Genomic DNA, 19,035 nt, shown 5'->3' with positions numbered 1-19,035 from the left:
TCCCTAGGTGTACAACGGGGTTCGTATCCGCTATTTTAATATGTATGTTTGAAAGGGGCAGGTATGTCATTGGACAAGAAAAAAGAGCACCTCAAATGTTTTGAGGTACTCGATAAACAGATTTTAAATGTGTAAAAATGTTTTTAATTTATTTTGCTCAAGAATGGTTCCGACAAAGAAAGATCCGAATTCACCGTAACGTGCGCTCACTTCATCAAAGCGCATTTCATAAACAAGCTTTTTAAACTGAAGGACGTCATGGGCAAAAAGGGTGACACCCCATTCCCAATCATCAAAACCGACAGAACCAGTAATAATTTGACGGACTTTCCCGGCATATTGGCGCCCGATCATTCCGTGACTTCTCATCATCGCACGTCGTTCGTCCATTGAGAGCATGTACCAATTGTCGTTTCCTTCACGGCGTTTATCCATTGGGTAGAAACATACATATTGCCATTTTGGAAGGGTTGGTTTCAATCTAGCTTGAATTTCTGGATCCTCATTTGGATCTTTATCTGCTGGAAGGTAATTACTTAATTCAACGACAGATACATATGAATAAGCAGGGATCGTATATTCTGCAAGCCTTGTTTTATTAAATGCATTTTCAAGCTCATTTAGCTCGTCCATAGTTGGACGAAGTAACATGATCATGAAATCTGCTTTTTGCCCTAAAATTGAATAGAGAGCGTGGCTTCCTTCACGATTTTTTTCTGTTACATTCCATTTTTCGAGTAAGCCTAAAAACTCACCGATAATTTGCTCACGTTCTTCTGAATCAAGCTTTTTCCATTCTGACCAATTGACTGTACGGAAGTCATGAAGGCAATACCAGCCGTCTAATGTTTTTGCTGCTTCACTCATTAAAAGTCACTCCATTCTAAATATAGATCATCATCAAAACCTTTGTTTACAGATGCTCAAAATGACAAAGGAAAAGAGGGTGAGTCAATGCTGCCACCCTTTGACCATTACTTTGCCGAGTTGTTTTTCTGTCACTTGAACATTACGTATTCACAACTCTATTATACCTTTTGCGCTTTTAAAAACCAAACAGGATGTCTATGATAGACAGCCCCTTAAAAAAAGTTGTGACGGTATTGTGAAAATGAAGAAAGACGAGAGCGGAGTTCGGTCTGTAATGACAAAAAATAGGATACTCCTCACATCTTTCTTTATTATATTCTTTGTAAATCACAAGCTCTGCCTGTGTGAAAATAAACCTTTAAGGGTTGTATGCTTGAGATCTCTTTAAAAGTAACGAATAGTTGGAAGGTATACTGTGCTTCTTCCTCTGCAAGATTAATCGAAGAAGGGAATGCGTCGAAGCAGCTTGACTGCTTTTCCTATCTCCAAGGGACTCGAAATCTTCTCTAGACGGTACTTTTTCTGCTTTTCCTACCGTCAAGGATCACGAAATCTTCTCTTGACGGTCCTATGTCCGATGGTCTAAATAAAAGAACCCTTCGGGTTTTCCATCCCTGAACATATAGCCGCTTTCTTTATCTGTCGTACTGACTTTAATCTCTTTTTCTTTTATCTCTTTCCGGTAAGGGCTTTTTTCCATGTGCTTTTCGATCCTCCTCAACCGCTTTATTTAGATCTTCTATGTACTCGCGTGTTTCAACTTGAACCGTCTTCTTAGTGAATTTTCGCTTATTTGCATTGGCTTTAAGGTGGGGAGAATCAGTAAATAAAGCTCTCCCGCCAACCATACGATGCTTCATAGCCAGAAGAACGGTCTCATCAAATATCTCTTGAAAAATGTCTGTTTCTTTAAACCGTTTATGCCGATTGAAGCTTATGGTGGAATGGTGAGGAACCGAATCAGTTAGACTTAATCCTAAAAACCATCGATAAGCAATATTTGTCTCAATTTCTTTTTCTAACTGTCTTTCAGATCGGATACCGTAAAGGTATCCAATAAACAGCATTTTAAAAAGCATAACCGGATCAATTGGTGGGCGACCGTTATCTTCACTGTAGTAAGGTTTTACTTTGTCATATATGAAGGAAAAATCAATTGTGGCATCAATTTTTCTTAGTAAGTGGTCGTCTGGGACTAACTGATCGATAGAGCCCATTTCGAGTTCAACTTGTTTTGCACGAATGGGGCGTAACACACGATCACCTCACGAGTCGTTTTATCTATATTATACTATATTTACCTGAATAATCAGATAAAACTGATGAAAAAATAACCATCATTTCTAAACAGGAAACGATGGATGTTCTAGGTTGATTGAAGAACGAAAGGCGGCGACTCCAATGGGATCAGCGCAGTCTGAAAATCCATTCTGACGATGCTTCGCTGAGTCAGAATTAGTTGAAGACAAGCCCCATGGAAAGCGTCCGCCGGGAGGGATGAGATCGTGAGATATCATACTTTTCTTTTAAAAAAAGGCTGTTGAGAAAACATTCTCAACAGCCTGACCGCCCGTTTTACGGGCGGATACTTATTTTTTTCTATTGCCTTGAATAAAGTTTTTAATGGCCTGCTTGTGAAAAGGTGATTTTCCTGCAGCTCTTTGTCCTTCGACTTCGAGGTCTAGTGTCTCCCTTAAGGAAAGGTGCATGCCGGCTTTCATGTTCTGCTTCATCGATGAATAAGCAGGGGAGGGGGCATGAACGAGCTTTGCAACAAATTCCGCAGGATCTCCTAATTGATGAATAAGACCGATTCGAAGAGCCTCCTCACCGTTGATAGCCTCACCTAGCGACAGTTCAAGCGCTTTCCCTAATCCGACTAACCGGGGCAGGAAATAGGAAGCTCCTGCATCGGGGGTTAGTCCAATTTTTATGAAGCTTAAGGCCATTTTTGCATTTCGATCTGCAAATCGAAAGTCACAAGCTAGTGCTAGACTTAAGCCTGCACCTACTGCGGTTCCATTCAAATAGGCAACTGTCGGTTTATCAATTTCTTCCATTAGTAAAATTAATTTATTATATGTTTTTTCTAATGCTTCACCGTGATCAAAGTTTTCCATCTCATTTAAAGGAAAACTTTTAATATCAGCACCGCTGGAAAAAGAATCTTCTGTTCCAGTTAATACGATTACTCGGACGTTTTCATCGTGTTGTGCAGTTTGAAACGCGTCATATAGTTCTTCATGCATTTGGAAATTAACCGCATTTTTTACTTTAGGGCGATTCAACTTAATTGTTGCAACTTGATCGTTTACTTCATATAAAACGGTTTCATTTTTAAACATCATCATTTGCCTCCTTTAAATTTCTCTGCCGATAATGGTGCCATCGTATATTGCCCGCTTGGCATCTAAACCGAGAGCATGCTTTGCTCCACCGATAATATGGACATTATGACCTTTTTCTTCGAGCTTTTCCGCTAAGCGGTTATTTACAAGCTGCCCAGCTGCAAGTACGATAGAATCAGCAGAAAGGTGATGTTCATTTCCGTCCTTCAAATAAGTAATCGTTGAACCGTCAATTTGTTTGTAGCGATCAATACCGCCAATCATTTGAATCCCTTTTTGTCGTACTTCCATAATGGTTGCCCACCGCGTCGTTTTGCCAATGCCGCGAGCAAACGACTTGCTCCTTTGAAGAAGTGTGATATCGTGAATTCCCTTACTGTGTAAATAAAGAGCTAAGTCGCAAGCAATTCCGCCCCCGCCAATGATGGTGACTTTCTTGCCTAGTTCTGCTTTCCCTTCAAATACGTCCCTGTAGGAGGTAACATTTGAAGATTTGATTCCTTCAATATCCGGAGTTCGAGGGACAATTCCTGTCGCTAAAATGATTTCATCTGATTGTTTAATGATTGGATCGTGTTCATCAACTTTCTTATTTAAAAGGACCGTAACACCGAGTAATTCAAGTTGAACTTCATAATAACGCAACGTCTCATAAAACTCCTGTTTACCAGGGATTCGCTTCGAATAATTTAACTGTCCGCCAACTTCGTTTTTTTCATCAATAATTGTTACATTGTGACCACGCTCGGCAGCGACTTTTGCAACTTCTAAACCGGCAGGGCCAGCGCCGACGATAAGAACATTTTTTGGATGAAAGGTTGGGACGATTTTCAGCTCCGTTTCTCTTCCTGCAACTGGATTTACAAGACAAGAGGCGTGCTTCCCTTCAAAAACATGGTCTAAACATGCTTGATTACAGGCGATGCACGTATTAATCTCCTCAAATCGCTCCTCATAAGCTTTCGTTAAGATCTTTTCATCCGCTAAAAAGGGGCGTGCCATTGAAACAAAATCAACTGTTCCTTTCTGTAAAACAGCTTCAGCATCTTTTGGATCATTGATCCGGTTACTTGCAATGACTGGTATTGAGACATTTCTCCGAATGTTTTCTGCAACAGGGACAAACTTTAATCTTGGAACTTTCATTGAAATAGTAGGTACTCTTGACTCATGCCAGCCGATTCCGACATTTAAGACATCAGCACCTGCTTTTTCCAGTGCTTGTGCCCATTGAATCGTTTCTTCTTCAGTCGTACTGTTTTCAATTAAATCTAACCCTGACATACGGAATAAAATCGGAAAGTTTTCTCCGACAGCTTTACGTACTGCTTCAGTAATGAGAAGGGAGAAGGAAATTCTCCGTTCAAAGCTACCACCCCATTGATCTGTCCTTTTGTTTGTCACTGGCGATGTAAATTCATTAATTAAGTATCCTTCTGATCCCATGATCTCGACGGCATCGAAGCCAGCTTCTTTCGCTCGCCTAGCCCCTTCAGCAAAATCTTGAATCGTTCGTTGAATATCCTCTTCTGTCATTTCAATTGGCTGATCAGGATTAATTGGCGACTGAATCGGAGAAGGTGCGACAGGATCATATCCTGTTAAAGCTTTATATGCATATCTTCCTGCATGAAAAAGCTGCAGTGCAATTGCACCGCCTTCATCATGAACACCTGAAGTTAACGGTTTCCATCGTTCAATATCTTCTTCTTCGTATATCGTCATAAAATCTGTGCCGCCGCTTCCTTCAGGGTTCACTGCAGCACCTCCTGTAACGATTAAGCCGACGTGGTGTCTCGCCCTCGCTTTATAAAATTCGGTCAACTTCTCTACACCATTCTCTAGACCTTCTAATCCTACATGCATAGATCCCATGATAATACGGCTTTTCATCGTTAAAGACTTCACTGTTGCCTGTTGAAATATCGCTTCACAACCCATGACTTTTCCCCCTTTAATTGCATAAATGAAAGTGGTGACGTCAAAATAATCTAAAAATGACTGATTATTCATTCATTATAATCGGATACGTCATAGCGTTGCAATGAAAAGTACGAAAATTCTGATGAAACACATGTCCGAACCCGTGAATATCCGTCGATATCCAATATCATCCAGGTGCCTGGCACCTGGATGATATTGGATATTACTAAATAATGGTTAGTTGATGATGTTGTTTGGGCGCTTGTGGCAGAAGGGATTCGGCAGTATGTGAAAGAGTGTACATTCAGAAAATTTAAACTTTGTTCATATCATGTCTGTTCGATTTATTTTTTCGTTTAGAAGGAGTATCCTTATCAATAGTAACGGGTATTGATTAACTAAAGGAGGAATTTTTGTGAGTGATATGTTCACAGCAATTGCTGATAAAGTAAAACAAAACAATCCGTCGATTGTGTTCCCAGAAGGTACAGATGAACGAATATTGGAAGCGACAGTCCGTCTGAAACGAGAAGGGATTTTAAACCCAATTCTTGTTGGCAGTGAAACAGACATTCAAGCAAAAGCAAATGAATTACAACTTGATGTAGCAGGGGTAGATATTTATGACCCTGACACTTACGCAGATTTTGAAGAGCTTGTTGAAGCGTTTGTTGAACGTCGAAATGGAAAAGCGACAGCAGAAGACGCGCGTAAGATTTTAAAAACACCGAATTACTTTGGAACGATGCTCGTCCACGTTGGAAAAGCGGCAGGTCTTGTGAGCGGAGCGGCTCATTCTACTGGTGATACAGTCCGCCCAGCTTTGCAAATTATTAAGACGAAAGAAGGCGTAAAGAAAACGTCTGGCGTTTTTGTCATGGTGAAAGGTGATCAGCGTTATATTTTCGGTGATTGTGCGATTAACATTGCTCCAGATAGCAACGATCTTGCGGAAACAGCTATTGAAGCTGCCAAAACAGCGAAAGTTTTCGATATTGATCCGAAAGTAGCGATGCTCAGCTTTTCAACAAAAGGGTCTGCAGTTAGTCCAGAAACAGAAAAAGTTGTAGAAGCAACGAAGATTGCCAATGAAAAAGCCCCAGAATTAGTTTTAGATGGAGAGTTTCAATTTGATGCAGCTTTCGTTCCATCCGTTGCAGCAAAAAAGGCACCAGATTCTCCGTTAAAAGGGGAAGCAAACGTATTTGTTTTTCCAAGTCTCGAAGCTGGAAACATCGGATATAAAATTGCTCAACGTTTAGGGGAGTTTGAAGCTATTGGCCCCATTTTACAAGGTTTGAATAAGCCGGTTAATGATCTCTCGCGAGGCTGTAACGTAGAAGATGTGTACAAGCTTGCCTTAATTACAGCGATGCAAGGTATAGAAGGTTAACCACCGGATCGATTTTCCCCATATTAACTGAAGCCTTGCCCGCGGCAAAGAGGACACTACGAATGAAAACAAGTGTATTTTTAAACAATCAACGCGAATATAAATATCTGAAAATGGCTCTCACCAACTAATTGGTGAGGGCTGCTTTTTTATTTTTCTACGTCATGACCAATTGACAAAATGGAAAGGATTTACTATGATAACATGTAACACATGGTAGAACGGAGGTGGGTAGAGATGACTCAATCAGTTTTTAATTTAGCACGAAGCAGATTTATAACGTACTTATACATTGTTCGTGCTGTTTTTTCTGGTGTTGCTGTCCAAGGGACAAGTGTGTCCTTTTTTAGCAACTTCATAAATGTAAAAACAGCGAGGACATCTCTATCCCAATTTTAAGTACGCATTCAGGGGGAGCTTCTTAGCTCTCCTTTTTGTTTGCTTTTTTTGAACTTCTTAACATCTAAATGCGTAAAGTTCATGGGACCATGAGGAGAGCTTCCTTATGGTCTTTTTTGCGCTCTGAAAAATAGAACATGTAAATATAAGGAGGACGTTCTACTATGATTGCATGCAGCGGAAAAAATCTATCCAAAATGTATGGTGGTGATCCTGTACTAGAAGGAGTTACCTTTGAAGTATCTGAACACGACCGTATTGGAATTGTCGGCCGAAATGGAAGCGGGAAGACGACTTTGTTAAAAATCATTTCAGGACAAGAACATCCTGATTCAGGTAATATTCATTGGAAAAAAGGTACGACAGTTGGTTATTTAGAGCAGCTACCTCGTTTTCCGAAAGAGGTGAAGACGGTCGACGTATTAAAAACAGCATACGAGAAGCTGATTATGATCGAAAATGAAATGGAGGAAATTGAGCAGAAAATTAGCAGAGAATCGAACCCTGACGAATTGACGAAGCTTGTTGAATTATATGGAGAAAAGCAAGAACAATTTTCGAACGGTCATGGCTATGAAATAGAGGCAAATATCGAGCGGATTGCAAGTGGGTTAAATATAACAACATTTCTTCAGAAACCATTTGACGGTTTAAGCGGCGGTGAAAAAACAAAAGTAGGGTTAGGCGTTTTACTGTTAAAGAAGCCTGATTTACTGCTTCTTGATGAACCGACGAACCACCTTGATATTCGAGCAGTCGAGTGGCTAGGGAAATTTATTCGTGATTTTCCAGGTACAGTTCTGCTTATCTCTCATGACCGTTATTTTTTAGATGAGGTTGTAAACAAAATTTTTGATTTAGAAGACGGTGAGTTGACGTCTTATCACATGAATTATTCTAACTTTATAAAGGAAAAAGAGAGGCTGCTCTTAAACGAATTTCAAAAATATGAAGAACAGCAAAAGAAAATAAAGAAGATGCGAGAGACAATCAAGCGTTTAAAGGATTGGGCAAATCGTGCGAATCCACCTAATGAAGGCTTGCACAAACGAGCAAGGAATATGGAGAGGGCACTTGAGCGTATGGAAAAAATAGAACGGCCTCTGCTGAACAGAAAGAAAATGAATATAGAATTAAAAGCAGCAAGCCGCAGTGGAACAGATGCAATCGTTGTAGATAATGTCTCGAAGACTTTTGGACAACGGAACTTATTTTCTCATGTCAACATGCACATTCGTCATCAAGATCGTGCTGTTTTAATTGGCGATAACGGTTCAGGAAAATCAACATTTCTAAAGATGCTTTTAAACGAAGAAGAGGTAACAGAAGGAACGATAAAACTAGGAAGCCAAGTAAAAGTAGGCTATCTTGCTCAACATGTCTACTCCTCTGAGGATACGAACAAAAGTATTCTTGAAGCATTTAGAGATGAAGTGAACGTGTCTGAAGCAGATGCAAGGCCAATATTAGCAAAATTTTTGTTTTTTGGTGCTGCTGTATTTAAGAAGCTTCACCAGTTGAGTGGTGGAGAACGAATGAGGCTTCGGTTAGCTCAACTGATGTATCAAGACATCAATTTACTAATCCTAGACGAACCGACCAATCATTTAGACATTGATTCGAGGGAAGTATTAGAAGAGGCGTTAGAGGAGTATAATGGAACGATTTTAGCTGTATCCCATGATCGTTACTTTATTAATAAATTATTTCAGCAAGTGTTTTGGCTCGCCGATAAAACACTCAATTTTTTTAACGGGAATTATGATTACGCAAAAATGAAGATGAACGAAGGAAAAGAAGAGCGTTCAGATCAGCAACATAGCAAAAGGAAGTCAAATCCGAAAGAGAAAGTTGCGACTGTAGAGAAAATATCGGAAAGGTCAATTTCAAGCATAGAAAATGATGTCAGCAACATTGAAAATGCCATTCATCAAATCGAGGAACAGATGATGGTCGAAGGAAACGTTGATCATCTGCAACAATTACAAAAAGAGAAAGAGTTGCGTGAACTTGAGCGAGAGGAACTTTATCAATGTTTAGAATCGCTACTTGAAGACGAACAATAGGGGAGTTAGAGAATGAGTCATATGAGAGAGAATAGAAGAATGCCAATGACTGTTAATCGATTGAAGGACGATTTGCAAAACTTAGGTTTACAGGAGGGGCAGGTCGTTCTCGTCCACTCTTCCTTATCTTCCATAGGCTGGACAAGTGGAGGAGCAGTTGCGGTTGTACAAGCATTAATGGATGTTGTGACAGATAATGGAACGATTGTCATGCCAACTCATAGTGGTGACTTAAGTGATCCGGAAAAGTGGGAAAATCCACCTGTACCAAAAAGCTGGTGGCAGCCGATCCGGGAGTCGGTGCCAGCTTTTCACCCTTCGTATACACCGACATATGGAATGGGAGTAATTGTTGACGTTTTTCGGGCTTTTCCAAATGTGTTACGGAGCAATCATCCTGCAGTTTCATTTGCGGCATGGGGGAAGAAGAGGGAGGAAATAATTGATAATCACGGTCTGGATTTTGGCCTTGGGGAGGCATCTCCATTAGCAAGGTTATATGAAAATAACGCATATGTCTTATTTATTGGCACTGGGTACGACACAAATACTAGTTTTCACTTAGGAGAATATCGTGCTCCACAACCGAAAATCGTTACGGAGAGCGCTCCTGTATTCATTGATGGGAAACGGGTTTGGTTCGATTATAAGGAAATAGCATATGAAGATGACGAATTTGAAAAAATGGGGGTTCAGTTTGAGAAACGATGTAAAGTCGTAAAAGGGGATGTTGGCAAAGCAAAGTCACGTTTGTTTTCACTAGTGGATGCCGTTGACTTTTCAACATTGTGGTTTACAAATGAGAGGAAAGGGAAATAATAAGCTGCTGTCCGGCAACATCGTTGCATCGGGCAGCAGCTTTTGGATGTTCAAAAAGTTTAGGGAAAATAGCTTTCGTATTTTTGCGTTGACTCGTTTCTCTCTTACTCACGTATGAATATCATACGCTCCACGATTCAAACCTTCGTCGCCTTGAGTTTACGCCTATTTTTCTACACACACGTTTATGTCATATTAAGTTTTTCGTTTCTTTTTATCATTCGCTGCAAGTTTTCCTCAAAGACAGGCCAAGTATCGTCTTTTAACTCAAATACACCTAGTTCTTCACTGAATGATTGCAGCGTACGTAAAAGGCTGCTGACGAGTTGAGCGACCGTGTGATGGGTTCCGGTTAATTCTTCGATCGAAGCCATTTTACTCGGAACAATTTGCGGATATGAATATTTTGTCGGTGCGCCTTTAACAGCATGATCATAAAAGTCTTTGATCAATTCCGCTCGGTGTGCTCCGTTTCCGTTAACTGCTAAATAAATTTGTACAGCAACACCACCGCGAATTCGCCTTTGCGAAATACCAGCAAATTTTTGTCCATGAACGCTTAAATCATAGCGACCAGGACAATAAGATTCGGCAATTTCCCCGTCTTTAATCAGGCCATCCAGCTCTGGTAATAGTGCTTTCGTCAGCTCTACCATTAATTCGTATCCGCGGTCAATCGACATATGTTTACCGTCTTTAAATACAAGGGTAACGTTCAATATTCCCGGGTCAAGAACGACGGCAAGTCCACCAGAGTTACGGACAATGACATCATAGCCTTGCTCTTTTAAGTAATGAACTCCTTCTTTAATATGAGGAAGGCGGCTGTCTTGAATACCGAGTACGACCGTTTTGTCGTGAACCCACGTCCTGGCGATACCGAGATTCTCTTCTTCACCAACAATTCGGCAAAGCGTATCATCATATGCAAAAGATTGCATCGGGTTCATCGTTAATCCAATGTGTGATTGATCGAGAATCGACCACTTTTTACGATAAAGGGGGGAGTGAATGGTCTTCACGACTGACTTCTCCTCGTTTCTTACTTGTTTTTCGAATTTTTTTCTTCACGAGTATACCATAATCGGTGAAAAAATGGACAACCTTACCGTTGAATATAGTCGCAATCCATTGTAAAATGTTCGATAGTGCAAAAAACTGCCAAGAAACTACCATGTGCCAGGCACATGGGTTACATTTCCAATTTATATGATTAGAGGATGTGGTGAAGGTGGCAAATGAGTTCAGAATTTGTGATGATTGCCAGGCCACTAATATAAAGACGTTAGTTCCACGTTTAAAAAAGCTCGATCCGAATGCAACTATACACATCGGCTGTCAATCTTATTGTGGACCAGGAAGGAAGAAGGTATTTACCTTTGTCAATGACCGTCCGGTAGCCGCATTGGATGAAGAACAGCTTATGGAAAAAGTGATTAAACGAATGAAATGATGTGGCCAAATAGAGAGGTTGAACTTATTGGAAGAGTCCTAACAATAAGCTCAACCTCTTTTCCTTTGTCATATTTTTACAGGTGTCAGGCACCTTCAATTATTTTCCATATGGTTTGTTTGGTTTTGTGTCATTTTTTGATAAATAATGGAGAATATGCTCTTTTTTTCAGTGTGGATTTTAGTATAATGAAATCAATGAACTGATCGAAAATTTACAGTAAGAGCTAAATATCATAATGGAGATGTATGGAGCAGGAAGGAGTCTCGTAATGACGAGCCGTTTCAAAAAGCTAAATGAAGAAAAAGTATTCAAAGATCCGGTTCATCGGTATATACATGTTCGTGATGAACTGATTTGGGATTTAGTCGGCACGAGGGAATTTCAAAGACTACGCCGCATCCGACAGCTAGGTACGACATATTTAACTTTCCATGGTGCCGAGCATACCCGTTTTAACCACTCGCTAGGTGTTTATGAAATCATGAAACGGATGGTAGAGATTATTGAAGAGAAGGAGCCGATGGAGGAAGAAGAACGTCTTCTTTGTTTGTCAGCTGCGTTGCTTCACGATGTAGGACATGGCCCGTTTTCGCATTCGTTCGAAAAAGTTTTTCATATGGATCATGAAGAATGGACGAGAGAAATTATTTTAGGCGACACTGATATTAACAAAGTGTTAAAAGGAGTCAGTGACGAATTCCCAAAGAAAGTAGCGGATGTCATTGCTAAAACGTACCCAAACAAATTAATTGTCAGTCTCATTTCGAGTCAAATTGATGCAGACAGAATGGATTACTTGCAGCGTGACGCTTTTTACACAGGCGTAAGTTACGGCCACTTTGATATGGAACGAATTTTGCGTGTCATGCGTCCGAAAGAAGATCAAGCTGTATTTAAGCACAGCGGCATGCACGCTGTCGAAGACTATATTATGAGCCGCTATCAAATGTATTGGCAAGTTTATTTTCACCCTGTGACAAGAAGTGCAGAGGTCATCTTAAGCAAAATTTTACATAGAGCAAAAGACCTTTATGAAAACGGGTATACATTTAAAGACGAGCCGAAGCATTTCTATTCGCTCTTTTCCGGAGAAATTACGTTAAAAGATTATTTAAAGCTCGACGAATCAATCATTCTTTATTATTTTCAAGAGTGGCAAGAAGAAGAGGACAGCATTTTACGAGATCTATGTTTACGGTTTATGGACCGCAGACTGTTTAAATACGTTGAGTGTGACCCTAGCCAGCAAATGAGAATATGGCCGGAATTAATGGAGCTATTCACAAAAATCGGCCTTGATCCTGCTTATTACTTAGTAATCGATTCATCTTCAGACCTTCCTTATGATTTTTACCGTCCAGGTGAAGAAGAGGAAAGGCTGCCGATCCATTTGTTGAAACCTACAGGGGAACTTAGAGAGCTGTCACGGCAATCTGATGTCGTTGAAGCCATTTCAGGCAAAAAGAGAACAGACCATAAATTATATTTTCCAAAAGACTTATTGGAAGATTTCAGTTCGTTTGAAGACGAGAAAAAACGAATTTTGAGACTGTTAATGACTCAGGGGGGATAATGTTGTTACAAGAACATGCTAAGCTGCTGGCATTATTTAAACAGACCGGTGAGGTAGTTGGAAGAAAAAAACTTCAAAAGCTAATCTATATTGCAAAAAAATTAAACTTTCCTTTTTTCGAAAAGTACCAGTTTCACATTTACGGTCCTTATTCAGAAGAGTTGAACTTACGAATGGAAGAGATGTGTCACCTTCAATTTGTATCTGAAATTAAAGAAAAAAAGAGCGGTTATTATCAATACCGTTATCATCTTTCAGAAAAAGGCTCCGAATTTCTAGAAATGTCACCGTACGATTTTCCTGAAGAAAAAGAAGTGTTAAACCGTCTCAATGAACAAAGCTCGCGTTTTCTTGAGCTCGTCTCAACGGTTTTATATTTTGAGGATTTGTCGAAGGATGAAGTGAAGGAAAAAGTATATACGTTAAAAGCAAAGTCAAATTATCGTGAAGAAGAAATAGACGAAGCATATCAATTTATCGCTTCAATCAGGAAGAAAAATGAAGCATAATTACAATATATAGAATGGCACCCCCATGGTCAAAAAATTGTCTTAATGGGGGTGCTTTCATATAGAAGTTAAGCGTCGTCACTAATCCGCTTTCCAGCTACTCCATAGTGAGAAGGGGACATTTCTTCAATAATTACAGCGATCTTTTCTTTTGGCGCATTTGTTGTTTCTGATACTGCTTCTGTTACTTTTTCAACTAATGCACGTTTTTGATCATCAGTGCGCCCTTCAAGCATTTTTACAGTTACATATGGCATGTTAATCTCTCCTATCATCTTCTATGGTAGTATTCCATCTCTTTATATCGTAACATACGTTAGACATGATGACTTATATTTCCTTTCAGTGTGTCAAAACTTCTGAATTTATACAACTGTTCATATGTGTATCATGAAAACCTTCTATGATAAACTAGAAAAAAACGTTTCTTATTTGAAAGAGAGGGATATCGTTATGGATATTTTTGATAAAAAGAAAGGTGAAAAACGAGGGCAAGGCTTTAACATATTAAGCTCAGATTCAACAGACGGTCATGGTGGATACGGAGCAGGGGTTTTGAACTTAAATAATATGACATCGCTCTTTATTGATGTTGAAGAAGGAGAGGCATTCGTTGATATGGGCGCGCTCCATGCACGAAGCTCTGTTGAAAAAGGAATCAAATTTCTTCATGAAAAGGATAAAGTTCCAAACGGGAAGCCTTATTGGCTTATTTGGATCACAACGGATATGAGAAACGGAAAGCCCGCATATATAGGTGTTGCTGCTTGTGAATTGACAGTCGATCGTGAAATTCGCCGCGGTTATAAAAGTTTACCGGAACATGTGAACAACATGGATAAATCATTGAAAGGAAGAATCATTGTTTCTCATATGGATGATAAATCGAAAAACGTACTAAAAGATTATTTAACTTCATTTGACGAAAACATGTGGGAAAACTCAGATGATCAATTAAAAGAGGATTTGAACACTTAAAGGAAATTCTCGTCTAAAACATGAAAAAACAGACGTTCAAAATATTTTATTGATATAACAAAGTGTGAACAAATTGTGAACAGATAAAAGTCATCTTGTAAAAAAGCACGAAAATGAGTAAACTAAAAATCGACACACGAAATACTAAGACAAAAAGGCAGACGAAGGGAACTTTCCTTCGTCTGTCTTTTTTAAAAAAAAATATATTACAATGCGTAAAACTTTATTCAAACCATTTAATGAGTTTATCTAAAAACTTCTCTTTCTTCTCTTCTTCCTTTTGTTTTCGTTTCTCATATTCTTCTTCCTGGACTTCTTCTGAGTCAATATGTTCCGTACACTCTTCAGTCGGTTCAGTACCTTCGTAAAACAATGTTTTTCTGCTTACGGGGCAAGCGTCAGTCGCGACCATGCCATTTAGGGGATTTATACTCACTTCAACGACATTATCCGGGACAGGGAATGGTCGTTTTAATTGTCCATCCAGTGCTTGTTTCATAAAGTTACCCCATATTTTTTTCGAAGCAGATTCGTCTCCAGCCTTTAAATCTTCACCTTCATCATAGCCTACCCAGACTCCGGATAAAAGCTGAGGCGTATAGCCGATCATCCAGCTGTCTCTCGGGGTAGAACCACTTTTACCAGCGACAGGACGATCTAAAAAATGTGCTAGGCTTCCACCAGTAACGGAAGCATAAGGCGCATTCAAGCTCGTTTCAAACATTCCTTGCATCATATTTGTCATGATTGCTGTATAAGCAGGATCCAGTTCCTTTTCTCGCACAACATCTGATTCATAAAGGACTTTCCCTTCACGATCAATGACTTTACTGACAAATTGAGGTTTGACTCGGTAACCGCCATTTGCAAATGGACTGTAACTGTTTACCATTTCTAAAATACCTACATCAAATGCTCCGATAGCTAATGACGGGTTCCGTTCGAGATGTTGTTCAATCCCGAATTTTTCTGCGGTCTGAATCAACGTATCAAAACCGAGAAGGAAATGTGTTTTCATCGCGTAAATGTTGTCTGAAACCGCCAAAGCCTGCAGCATTGTTACATAATCATCTGCAAAGCTGTCATTAAAATTACTTAGTGGGTACTCCTTTCTTCCCTCGTCATAAATAAACGTTGTTTCTTCACTTTTTAACATCGAATTCGGTCGTAAGCCATTTTCTAAAGCAGCGTAATATAAAATCGGTTTGATCGTTGAACCTGGATGGCGCTTTGCTTGTGTAGCCCTGTTAAAGGAGCTTTCCTCATAATTTCTACCTCCAACTAAAGCTAGCACCTCTCCAGTTCTTGGATCAAGCGCGACAAAACCAGCTTGTAAGTCTTCGTTGTTAGCTAATTCATCTTGTACTAGCTTTTCTGCATCACTTTGCATCTCAAAGTCCAACGTCGTATGAATTTCAAGACCCCCGTTATCAATAACTTGTTGTTCAATACCTAAATCGTTAACAAGCCATTGCTGTACTGTGTCTTGAAAGTATGGAGCGATTCTATTTGCTTCAACTTCTTCATCAGTTGCAAATGTTAGAGATTCATTTAACCACTTTTCTCGTTCATTTCTCGTAATATACGAGGCATCTTCCATCGTCATTAAGACAGTTTGCTGGCGGCTGATTGCGTTATCTTCGTTTAAATAAGGTGAATAAACACCAGGGCCTTTCGGTATTCCGGCTAACATGGCAGCTTCCGCTACGTTTAAATCATCGGCATGTTTATTAAAATACAAGTTTGCTGCAGCCTCAATTCCATATGCACCATGTCCGTAATAGATCGTATTTAAATACCCTTCGAGTATCTCATCCTTTGTATAGTGAAGTTCCAGACGAAGGGCGTACATCGCCTCATGAAACTTTCGTGTCCACGTTTTATCGTGATGTAAAAATAAATTTCGTGCATATTGCTGGGTAATTGTACTTGCCCCTTGAGCTTTCATCCCAGATCTTAAATTTGCCAGTACAGCACCGCCAATCCGAAAGAAATCGAAGCCGAAATGATCATGGAAACGCCGATCCTCGATGGCTAATGTCGCTTCAATCACTTCATTTCCCATTTGATCGAGCGAAATCCAATGGCGGTTTTGTCCTTGATGAACTTCACCAATGACTTCTCCATCACTTGAATACATGACCGTCGTTTCAGGCACAGATAAAGAGGGAGGATCTAGCTGGTAAGCGTAGGCAATCATCGCTGCAGCAGCACCTAAACTGATCGTTAATAATAATGTTGATATTTTAAGAAAGCGTCCAATTCTCCGTTTTCGTTTATGGTACGCTTTACGAGTTAACACTTCCAATTAACATCCACCTCACAATGTGGAAAAAATTTCTTATCTACGATTAATCAGTTTTCCACATGTGTGAGGGCAATATACTTGTGAGAAGAAAACTATTCCTATTTTGTAGGTGATGCTTTATACTCTTTTAAGGAGTTCAGCTGACGTCACGCTAGTCTTATGAAAACAATGAAACATCCTCAATTGAGGAATGATGATAACGAGGTGATCTTTTACATGGAATTTTGGTTTACAGAAAAGCAGACGAAAGACTTTGGAATTACAGCAAGAGTGAAACGAATATACCATAGTGAAAAGACAGATTTTCAACAGCTGGACATGGTAGAAACGGCTGAATTTGGGAACATGCTCTTGCTAGATGGTATGGTCATGACGACAGAAAAAGATGAATTTGTTTATCATGAAATGGTTGCTCACGTACCACTTTTCACCCATCCCAATCCAAAGCACGTACTTGTTGTTGGTGGTGGAGACGGCGGGGTAATTCGAGAAATTTTAAAGCACCCTGAAGTTGAAAAGGCTACATTAGTCGAAATTGATGGGAAGGTCATTGAATACTCGAAAAAGTATTTGCCGACCATTGCTGGAAAACTAGATGATCCACGTGTTGAGGTGAAGGTTGATGATGGGTTTATGCATATAGCAAAAAGTGAAAATGCTTATGACGTCATTATGGTTGATTCAACTGAACCAGTCGGACCAGCTGTAAACTTGTTTACGAAAGGCTTTTACGAAGGAATCTCAAAAGCATTGAAAGAAGATGGTGTCTTTGTTGCACAAACAGATAACCCGTGGTTTCACCAAGATATCATTAAAAATGCGTTTAGAGATGTGAAAGAGACGTTTCCAATTACGCGTTTATATACGGCAAACATTCCGACATACCCAAGTGGACTATGGACATTTACAATTGGATCTAAAAAGCATGATCCGCTTCAAGTGGAAGAGGGACGATTTCGTGAATTAGATACAAAATATTACACTATAGAGATCCACCGGGCTGCGTTTGCATTACCGAAATTTGTTAAAGACTTAACGGAATAGAGGAGTGGACACCATGTTTTTTGATGATGGTTATTCAGGAAAAGTGTTCATTATGGGGAATGGTTCCTATGAAAAAAGTGACGTCGTCATTTTCGGGATGCCAATGGATTTTACTGTAAGCTTTCGTCCTGGTTCTCGATTTGGTCCAAATCGTATCCGTGAAGCATCCATTGGGCTAGAAGAATACAGTCCTTATATGGATCGTCACCTAGAGGAAGTTCGCTTTCATGATGCAGGAGATATGATGCTCCCATTTGGAAATGCAGCAAAAAGCATCGACATGATCGAACAGTACATGGACAAGTTGTTAGAAGATGGGAAGTTTCCTATTGGTTTAGGTGGAGAGCATTTAGTGTCATGGCCGATTATCCGTTCGATGTTTAAAAAGTATGAGGATCTCGCTGTCATCCACATTGATGCACACGCAGACCTTCGTGAAGAGTATGAAGGAGAGTCTCTTTCACATTCAACACCAATCCGCAAAGCATGTGAGTTAATTGGGCCTGAAAATGTTTATTCTTTTGGGATTCGTTCAGGTATGCGAGAAGAATTCGCTTATGCAAAAGAGTCTGGGATGCATATGACGAAATATGTTGTAGCAGAGCCGTTAAAAGAGATTCTTCCTACATTAGCAGGAAAGGCTGTCTATGTCACAATTGACATCGATGTTCTTGATCCTGCTTACGCCCCTGGGACGGGAACAGCTGAAGCTGGTGGAATTTCATCAAAAGAATTGCTAGAGGCGATTCAAGTGATTGCTTCTTCGAATATTCGTGTCGTTGGCTGTGATTTAGTAGAAGTGGCTCCACCTTACGATCATTCAGAACAAACGTCGATTGCAGCAAGCAAGTTTGTTAGAGAAATGCTGCTAGGCTGGACGAAAAAGTAACATCAACTACAGAATGAGAAAAAGCGATGTCATTATATTCTCTGTAAACGACAGGATTTACCACGGTAAGGTCCACCCTTTTTAACTGGAATTTGATCCAGTTTCATACTTATTTTGAGAAAGATAACGAAGGGATGGGTTCAAATAACTGATCAAAAAGTGATGGCGGTATATCATATACTTGCTATCACTTTTATTTTTCTAAAAAATTCAGCAGTCTTTATAGTCATATATAGCACCGAACGTTGTTGATTTAATAGCACGACTCGTTATGTTATGATTTGTTACAAAGATTCAGCTTGTCTCACTATTATATGCGGCAATTAGGAAAATCAGGTTATTTCGTATTAGTCATTGAATTTGCCTATGAATGTTAGATATAATACTTAAGTTATGATATGAACATTTTGAGTGAAAGACTCATTTTTTATAAGGTTGTTTTATAAAAGAGTGTTACTTT

The 19,035-nt window shown here is 39.6% G+C and carries 16 protein-coding genes and 1 pseudogene; 10 read left to right on the top strand and 7 right to left on the bottom strand.

Translation table 11 applies throughout. The annotated features are described in order from the left end of the window. Positions 1 to 123: 123 nt before the first annotated feature. The 4 genes and pseudogenes from hemQ to CD001_RS01770 form a co-directional block, all read right to left on the bottom strand. Entirely contained in the window at positions 124 to 867 is a 744-nt protein-coding gene (gene hemQ / locus CD001_RS01785; RefSeq protein ID WP_096185930.1) for a hydrogen peroxide-dependent heme synthase, read from the bottom strand. A gap of 574 nt (positions 868 to 1,441) precedes the next feature. Further along, positions 1,442 to 2,126 (bottom strand): annotated as a pseudogene (locus CD001_RS01780) (transposase); the annotation flags it as partial. 333 nt (positions 2,127 to 2,459) lie between these two features. Beyond that, positions 2,460 to 3,221 carry an enoyl-CoA hydratase/isomerase family protein gene (locus CD001_RS01775; protein WP_306454054.1) on the bottom strand — a complete coding sequence of 254 codons (762 nt, stop codon included), beginning with the start codon at positions 3,219 to 3,221 and terminating at the stop codon, positions 2,460 to 2,462. A 9-nt stretch (positions 3,222 to 3,230) separates the two neighbouring features. Further along, the gene (locus CD001_RS01770; RefSeq protein WP_096185928.1) at positions 3,231 to 5,159 is read right to left on the bottom strand and encodes an oxidoreductase; all 1,929 of its coding nucleotides are present in this window, start codon (positions 5,157 to 5,159) and stop codon (positions 3,231 to 3,233) included. A gap of 406 nt (positions 5,160 to 5,565) precedes the next feature. Between CD001_RS01770 and pta the strand changes: the two genes are divergently transcribed. From pta to CD001_RS01755, 4 genes are all read left to right on the top strand, one after another. Continuing rightward, positions 5,566 to 6,534, top strand: coding sequence for a phosphate acetyltransferase (gene pta, locus CD001_RS01765; protein WP_407081134.1), 969 nt, complete (start codon positions 5,566 to 5,568; stop codon positions 6,532 to 6,534). A gap of 237 nt (positions 6,535 to 6,771) precedes the next feature. After that, on the top strand, positions 6,772 to 6,933 hold the full coding sequence (locus CD001_RS26210; RefSeq protein ID WP_179298570.1) for an RAxF-45 family protein: 162 nt from the start codon (positions 6,772 to 6,774) through the stop codon (positions 6,931 to 6,933). Between the two features lie 164 nt (positions 6,934 to 7,097). Further along, complete coding sequence (abc-f, locus tag CD001_RS01760; protein ID WP_096185926.1) at positions 7,098 to 8,999, top strand: ribosomal protection-like ABC-F family protein; 1,902 nt, start codon at positions 7,098 to 7,100, stop codon at positions 8,997 to 8,999. Positions 9,000 to 9,011: 12 nt separating this feature from the next. Further along, the gene (locus CD001_RS01755) at positions 9,012 to 9,818 is read left to right on the top strand and encodes an aminoglycoside N(3)-acetyltransferase (protein ID WP_096185925.1); all 807 of its coding nucleotides are present in this window, start codon (positions 9,012 to 9,014) and stop codon (positions 9,816 to 9,818) included. 185 nt (positions 9,819 to 10,003) lie between these two features. Here CD001_RS01755 and CD001_RS01750 read toward each other — a convergent pair whose 3' ends face one another. After that, a complete protein-coding gene (locus tag CD001_RS01750) occupies positions 10,004 to 10,840 on the bottom strand; it encodes a lipoate--protein ligase family protein (protein WP_257009682.1) in 837 nt (278 codons plus the stop codon). A gap of 209 nt (positions 10,841 to 11,049) precedes the next feature. Here CD001_RS01750 and CD001_RS01745 point away from each other — a divergent pair, with 209 nt between their 5' ends. The 3 genes from CD001_RS01745 to CD001_RS01735 all read left to right on the top strand — a co-directional run bounded on the left by CD001_RS01745 (position 11,050) and on the right by CD001_RS01735 (position 13,356). After that, positions 11,050 to 11,271 (top strand): DUF1450 domain-containing protein, encoded by a 222-nt coding sequence (locus tag CD001_RS01745; protein ID WP_096185924.1) that lies wholly within the window; start codon positions 11,050 to 11,052, stop codon positions 11,269 to 11,271. Positions 11,272 to 11,542: 271 nt separating this feature from the next. Next, positions 11,543 to 12,847: an HD domain-containing protein gene (locus CD001_RS01740; protein WP_096185923.1), complete on the top strand. Its 1,305-nt coding sequence runs from the start codon at positions 11,543 to 11,545 to the stop codon at positions 12,845 to 12,847. A gap of 2 nt (positions 12,848 to 12,849) precedes the next feature. After that, positions 12,850 to 13,356, top strand: coding sequence for a YwgA family protein (locus CD001_RS01735; protein ID WP_096185922.1), 507 nt, complete (start codon positions 12,850 to 12,852; stop codon positions 13,354 to 13,356). 68 nt (positions 13,357 to 13,424) lie between these two features. Here the strand turns inward: CD001_RS01735 and CD001_RS01730 are convergent, their stop codons facing one another. Beyond that, a complete protein-coding gene (locus tag CD001_RS01730) occupies positions 13,425 to 13,613 on the bottom strand; it encodes a 2-hydroxymuconate tautomerase (protein WP_096185921.1) in 189 nt (62 codons plus the stop codon). Positions 13,614 to 13,809: 196 nt separating this feature from the next. Between CD001_RS01730 and CD001_RS01725 the strand changes: the two genes are divergently transcribed. Then, on the top strand, positions 13,810 to 14,334 hold the full coding sequence (locus CD001_RS01725; RefSeq protein ID WP_096185920.1) for a YwhD family protein: 525 nt from the start codon (positions 13,810 to 13,812) through the stop codon (positions 14,332 to 14,334). Between the two features lie 223 nt (positions 14,335 to 14,557). Here CD001_RS01725 and CD001_RS01720 read toward each other — a convergent pair whose 3' ends face one another. Then, complete coding sequence (locus tag CD001_RS01720) at positions 14,558 to 16,636, bottom strand: transglycosylase domain-containing protein (RefSeq protein ID WP_257009958.1); 2,079 nt, start codon at positions 16,634 to 16,636, stop codon at positions 14,558 to 14,560. A 222-nt stretch (positions 16,637 to 16,858) separates the two neighbouring features. Here CD001_RS01720 and speE point away from each other — a divergent pair, with 222 nt between their 5' ends. Together speE and speB are read left to right on the top strand one after the other, a co-directional pair. Beyond that, positions 16,859 to 17,686, top strand: a complete 828-nt coding sequence (speE, locus tag CD001_RS01715; RefSeq protein ID WP_096185918.1) for a spermidine synthase — start codon at positions 16,859 to 16,861, stop codon at positions 17,684 to 17,686. Positions 17,687 to 17,699: 13 nt separating this feature from the next. After that, complete coding sequence (speB, locus tag CD001_RS01710) at positions 17,700 to 18,575, top strand: agmatinase (protein ID WP_096185917.1); 876 nt, start codon at positions 17,700 to 17,702, stop codon at positions 18,573 to 18,575. Positions 18,576 to 19,035: the final 460 nt, after the last annotated feature.

The organism is Evansella halocellulosilytica, from assembly GCF_002335745.1.
In the GTDB taxonomy this organism is placed as follows: domain Bacteria; phylum Bacillota; class Bacilli; order Bacillales; family Salisediminibacteriaceae; genus Bacillus_CA; species Bacillus_CA halocellulosilytica.
Note: the sequence above shows the minus strand (reverse complement) of the source record. Positions and strands in the feature narration are given on the sequence as shown.

Excerpts from the sequence above, each read along its gene's own strand:
- hemQ (WP_096185930.1), bottom strand. The coding sequence starts at position 867 with ATGAGTGAAGCAGCAAAAACATTAGACGGCTGGTATTGCCTTCATGAC.
- CD001_RS01775 (WP_306454054.1), bottom strand. The coding sequence starts at position 3,221 with ATGATGATGTTTAAAAATGAAACCGTTTTATATGAAGTAAACGATCAA.
- CD001_RS01770 (WP_096185928.1), bottom strand. The coding sequence starts at position 5,159 with ATGGGTTGTGAAGCGATATTTCAACAGGCAACAGTGAAGTCTTTAACG.
- pta (WP_407081134.1), top strand. The coding sequence starts at position 5,566 with ATGTTCACAGCAATTGCTGATAAAGTAAAACAAAACAATCCGTCGATT.
- CD001_RS26210 (WP_179298570.1), top strand. The coding sequence starts at position 6,772 with ATGACTCAATCAGTTTTTAATTTAGCACGAAGCAGATTTATAACGTAC.
- abc-f (WP_096185926.1), top strand. The coding sequence starts at position 7,098 with ATGATTGCATGCAGCGGAAAAAATCTATCCAAAATGTATGGTGGTGAT.
- CD001_RS01755 (WP_096185925.1), top strand. The coding sequence starts at position 9,012 with ATGAGTCATATGAGAGAGAATAGAAGAATGCCAATGACTGTTAATCGA.
- CD001_RS01740 (WP_096185923.1), top strand. The coding sequence starts at position 11,543 with ATGACGAGCCGTTTCAAAAAGCTAAATGAAGAAAAAGTATTCAAAGAT.
- CD001_RS01730 (WP_096185921.1), bottom strand. The coding sequence starts at position 13,613 with ATGCCATATGTAACTGTAAAAATGCTTGAAGGGCGCACTGATGATCAA.
- CD001_RS01725 (WP_096185920.1), top strand. The coding sequence starts at position 13,810 with ATGGATATTTTTGATAAAAAGAAAGGTGAAAAACGAGGGCAAGGCTTT.
- speE (WP_096185918.1), top strand. The coding sequence starts at position 16,859 with ATGGAATTTTGGTTTACAGAAAAGCAGACGAAAGACTTTGGAATTACA.
- speB (WP_096185917.1), top strand. The coding sequence starts at position 17,700 with ATGTTTTTTGATGATGGTTATTCAGGAAAAGTGTTCATTATGGGGAAT.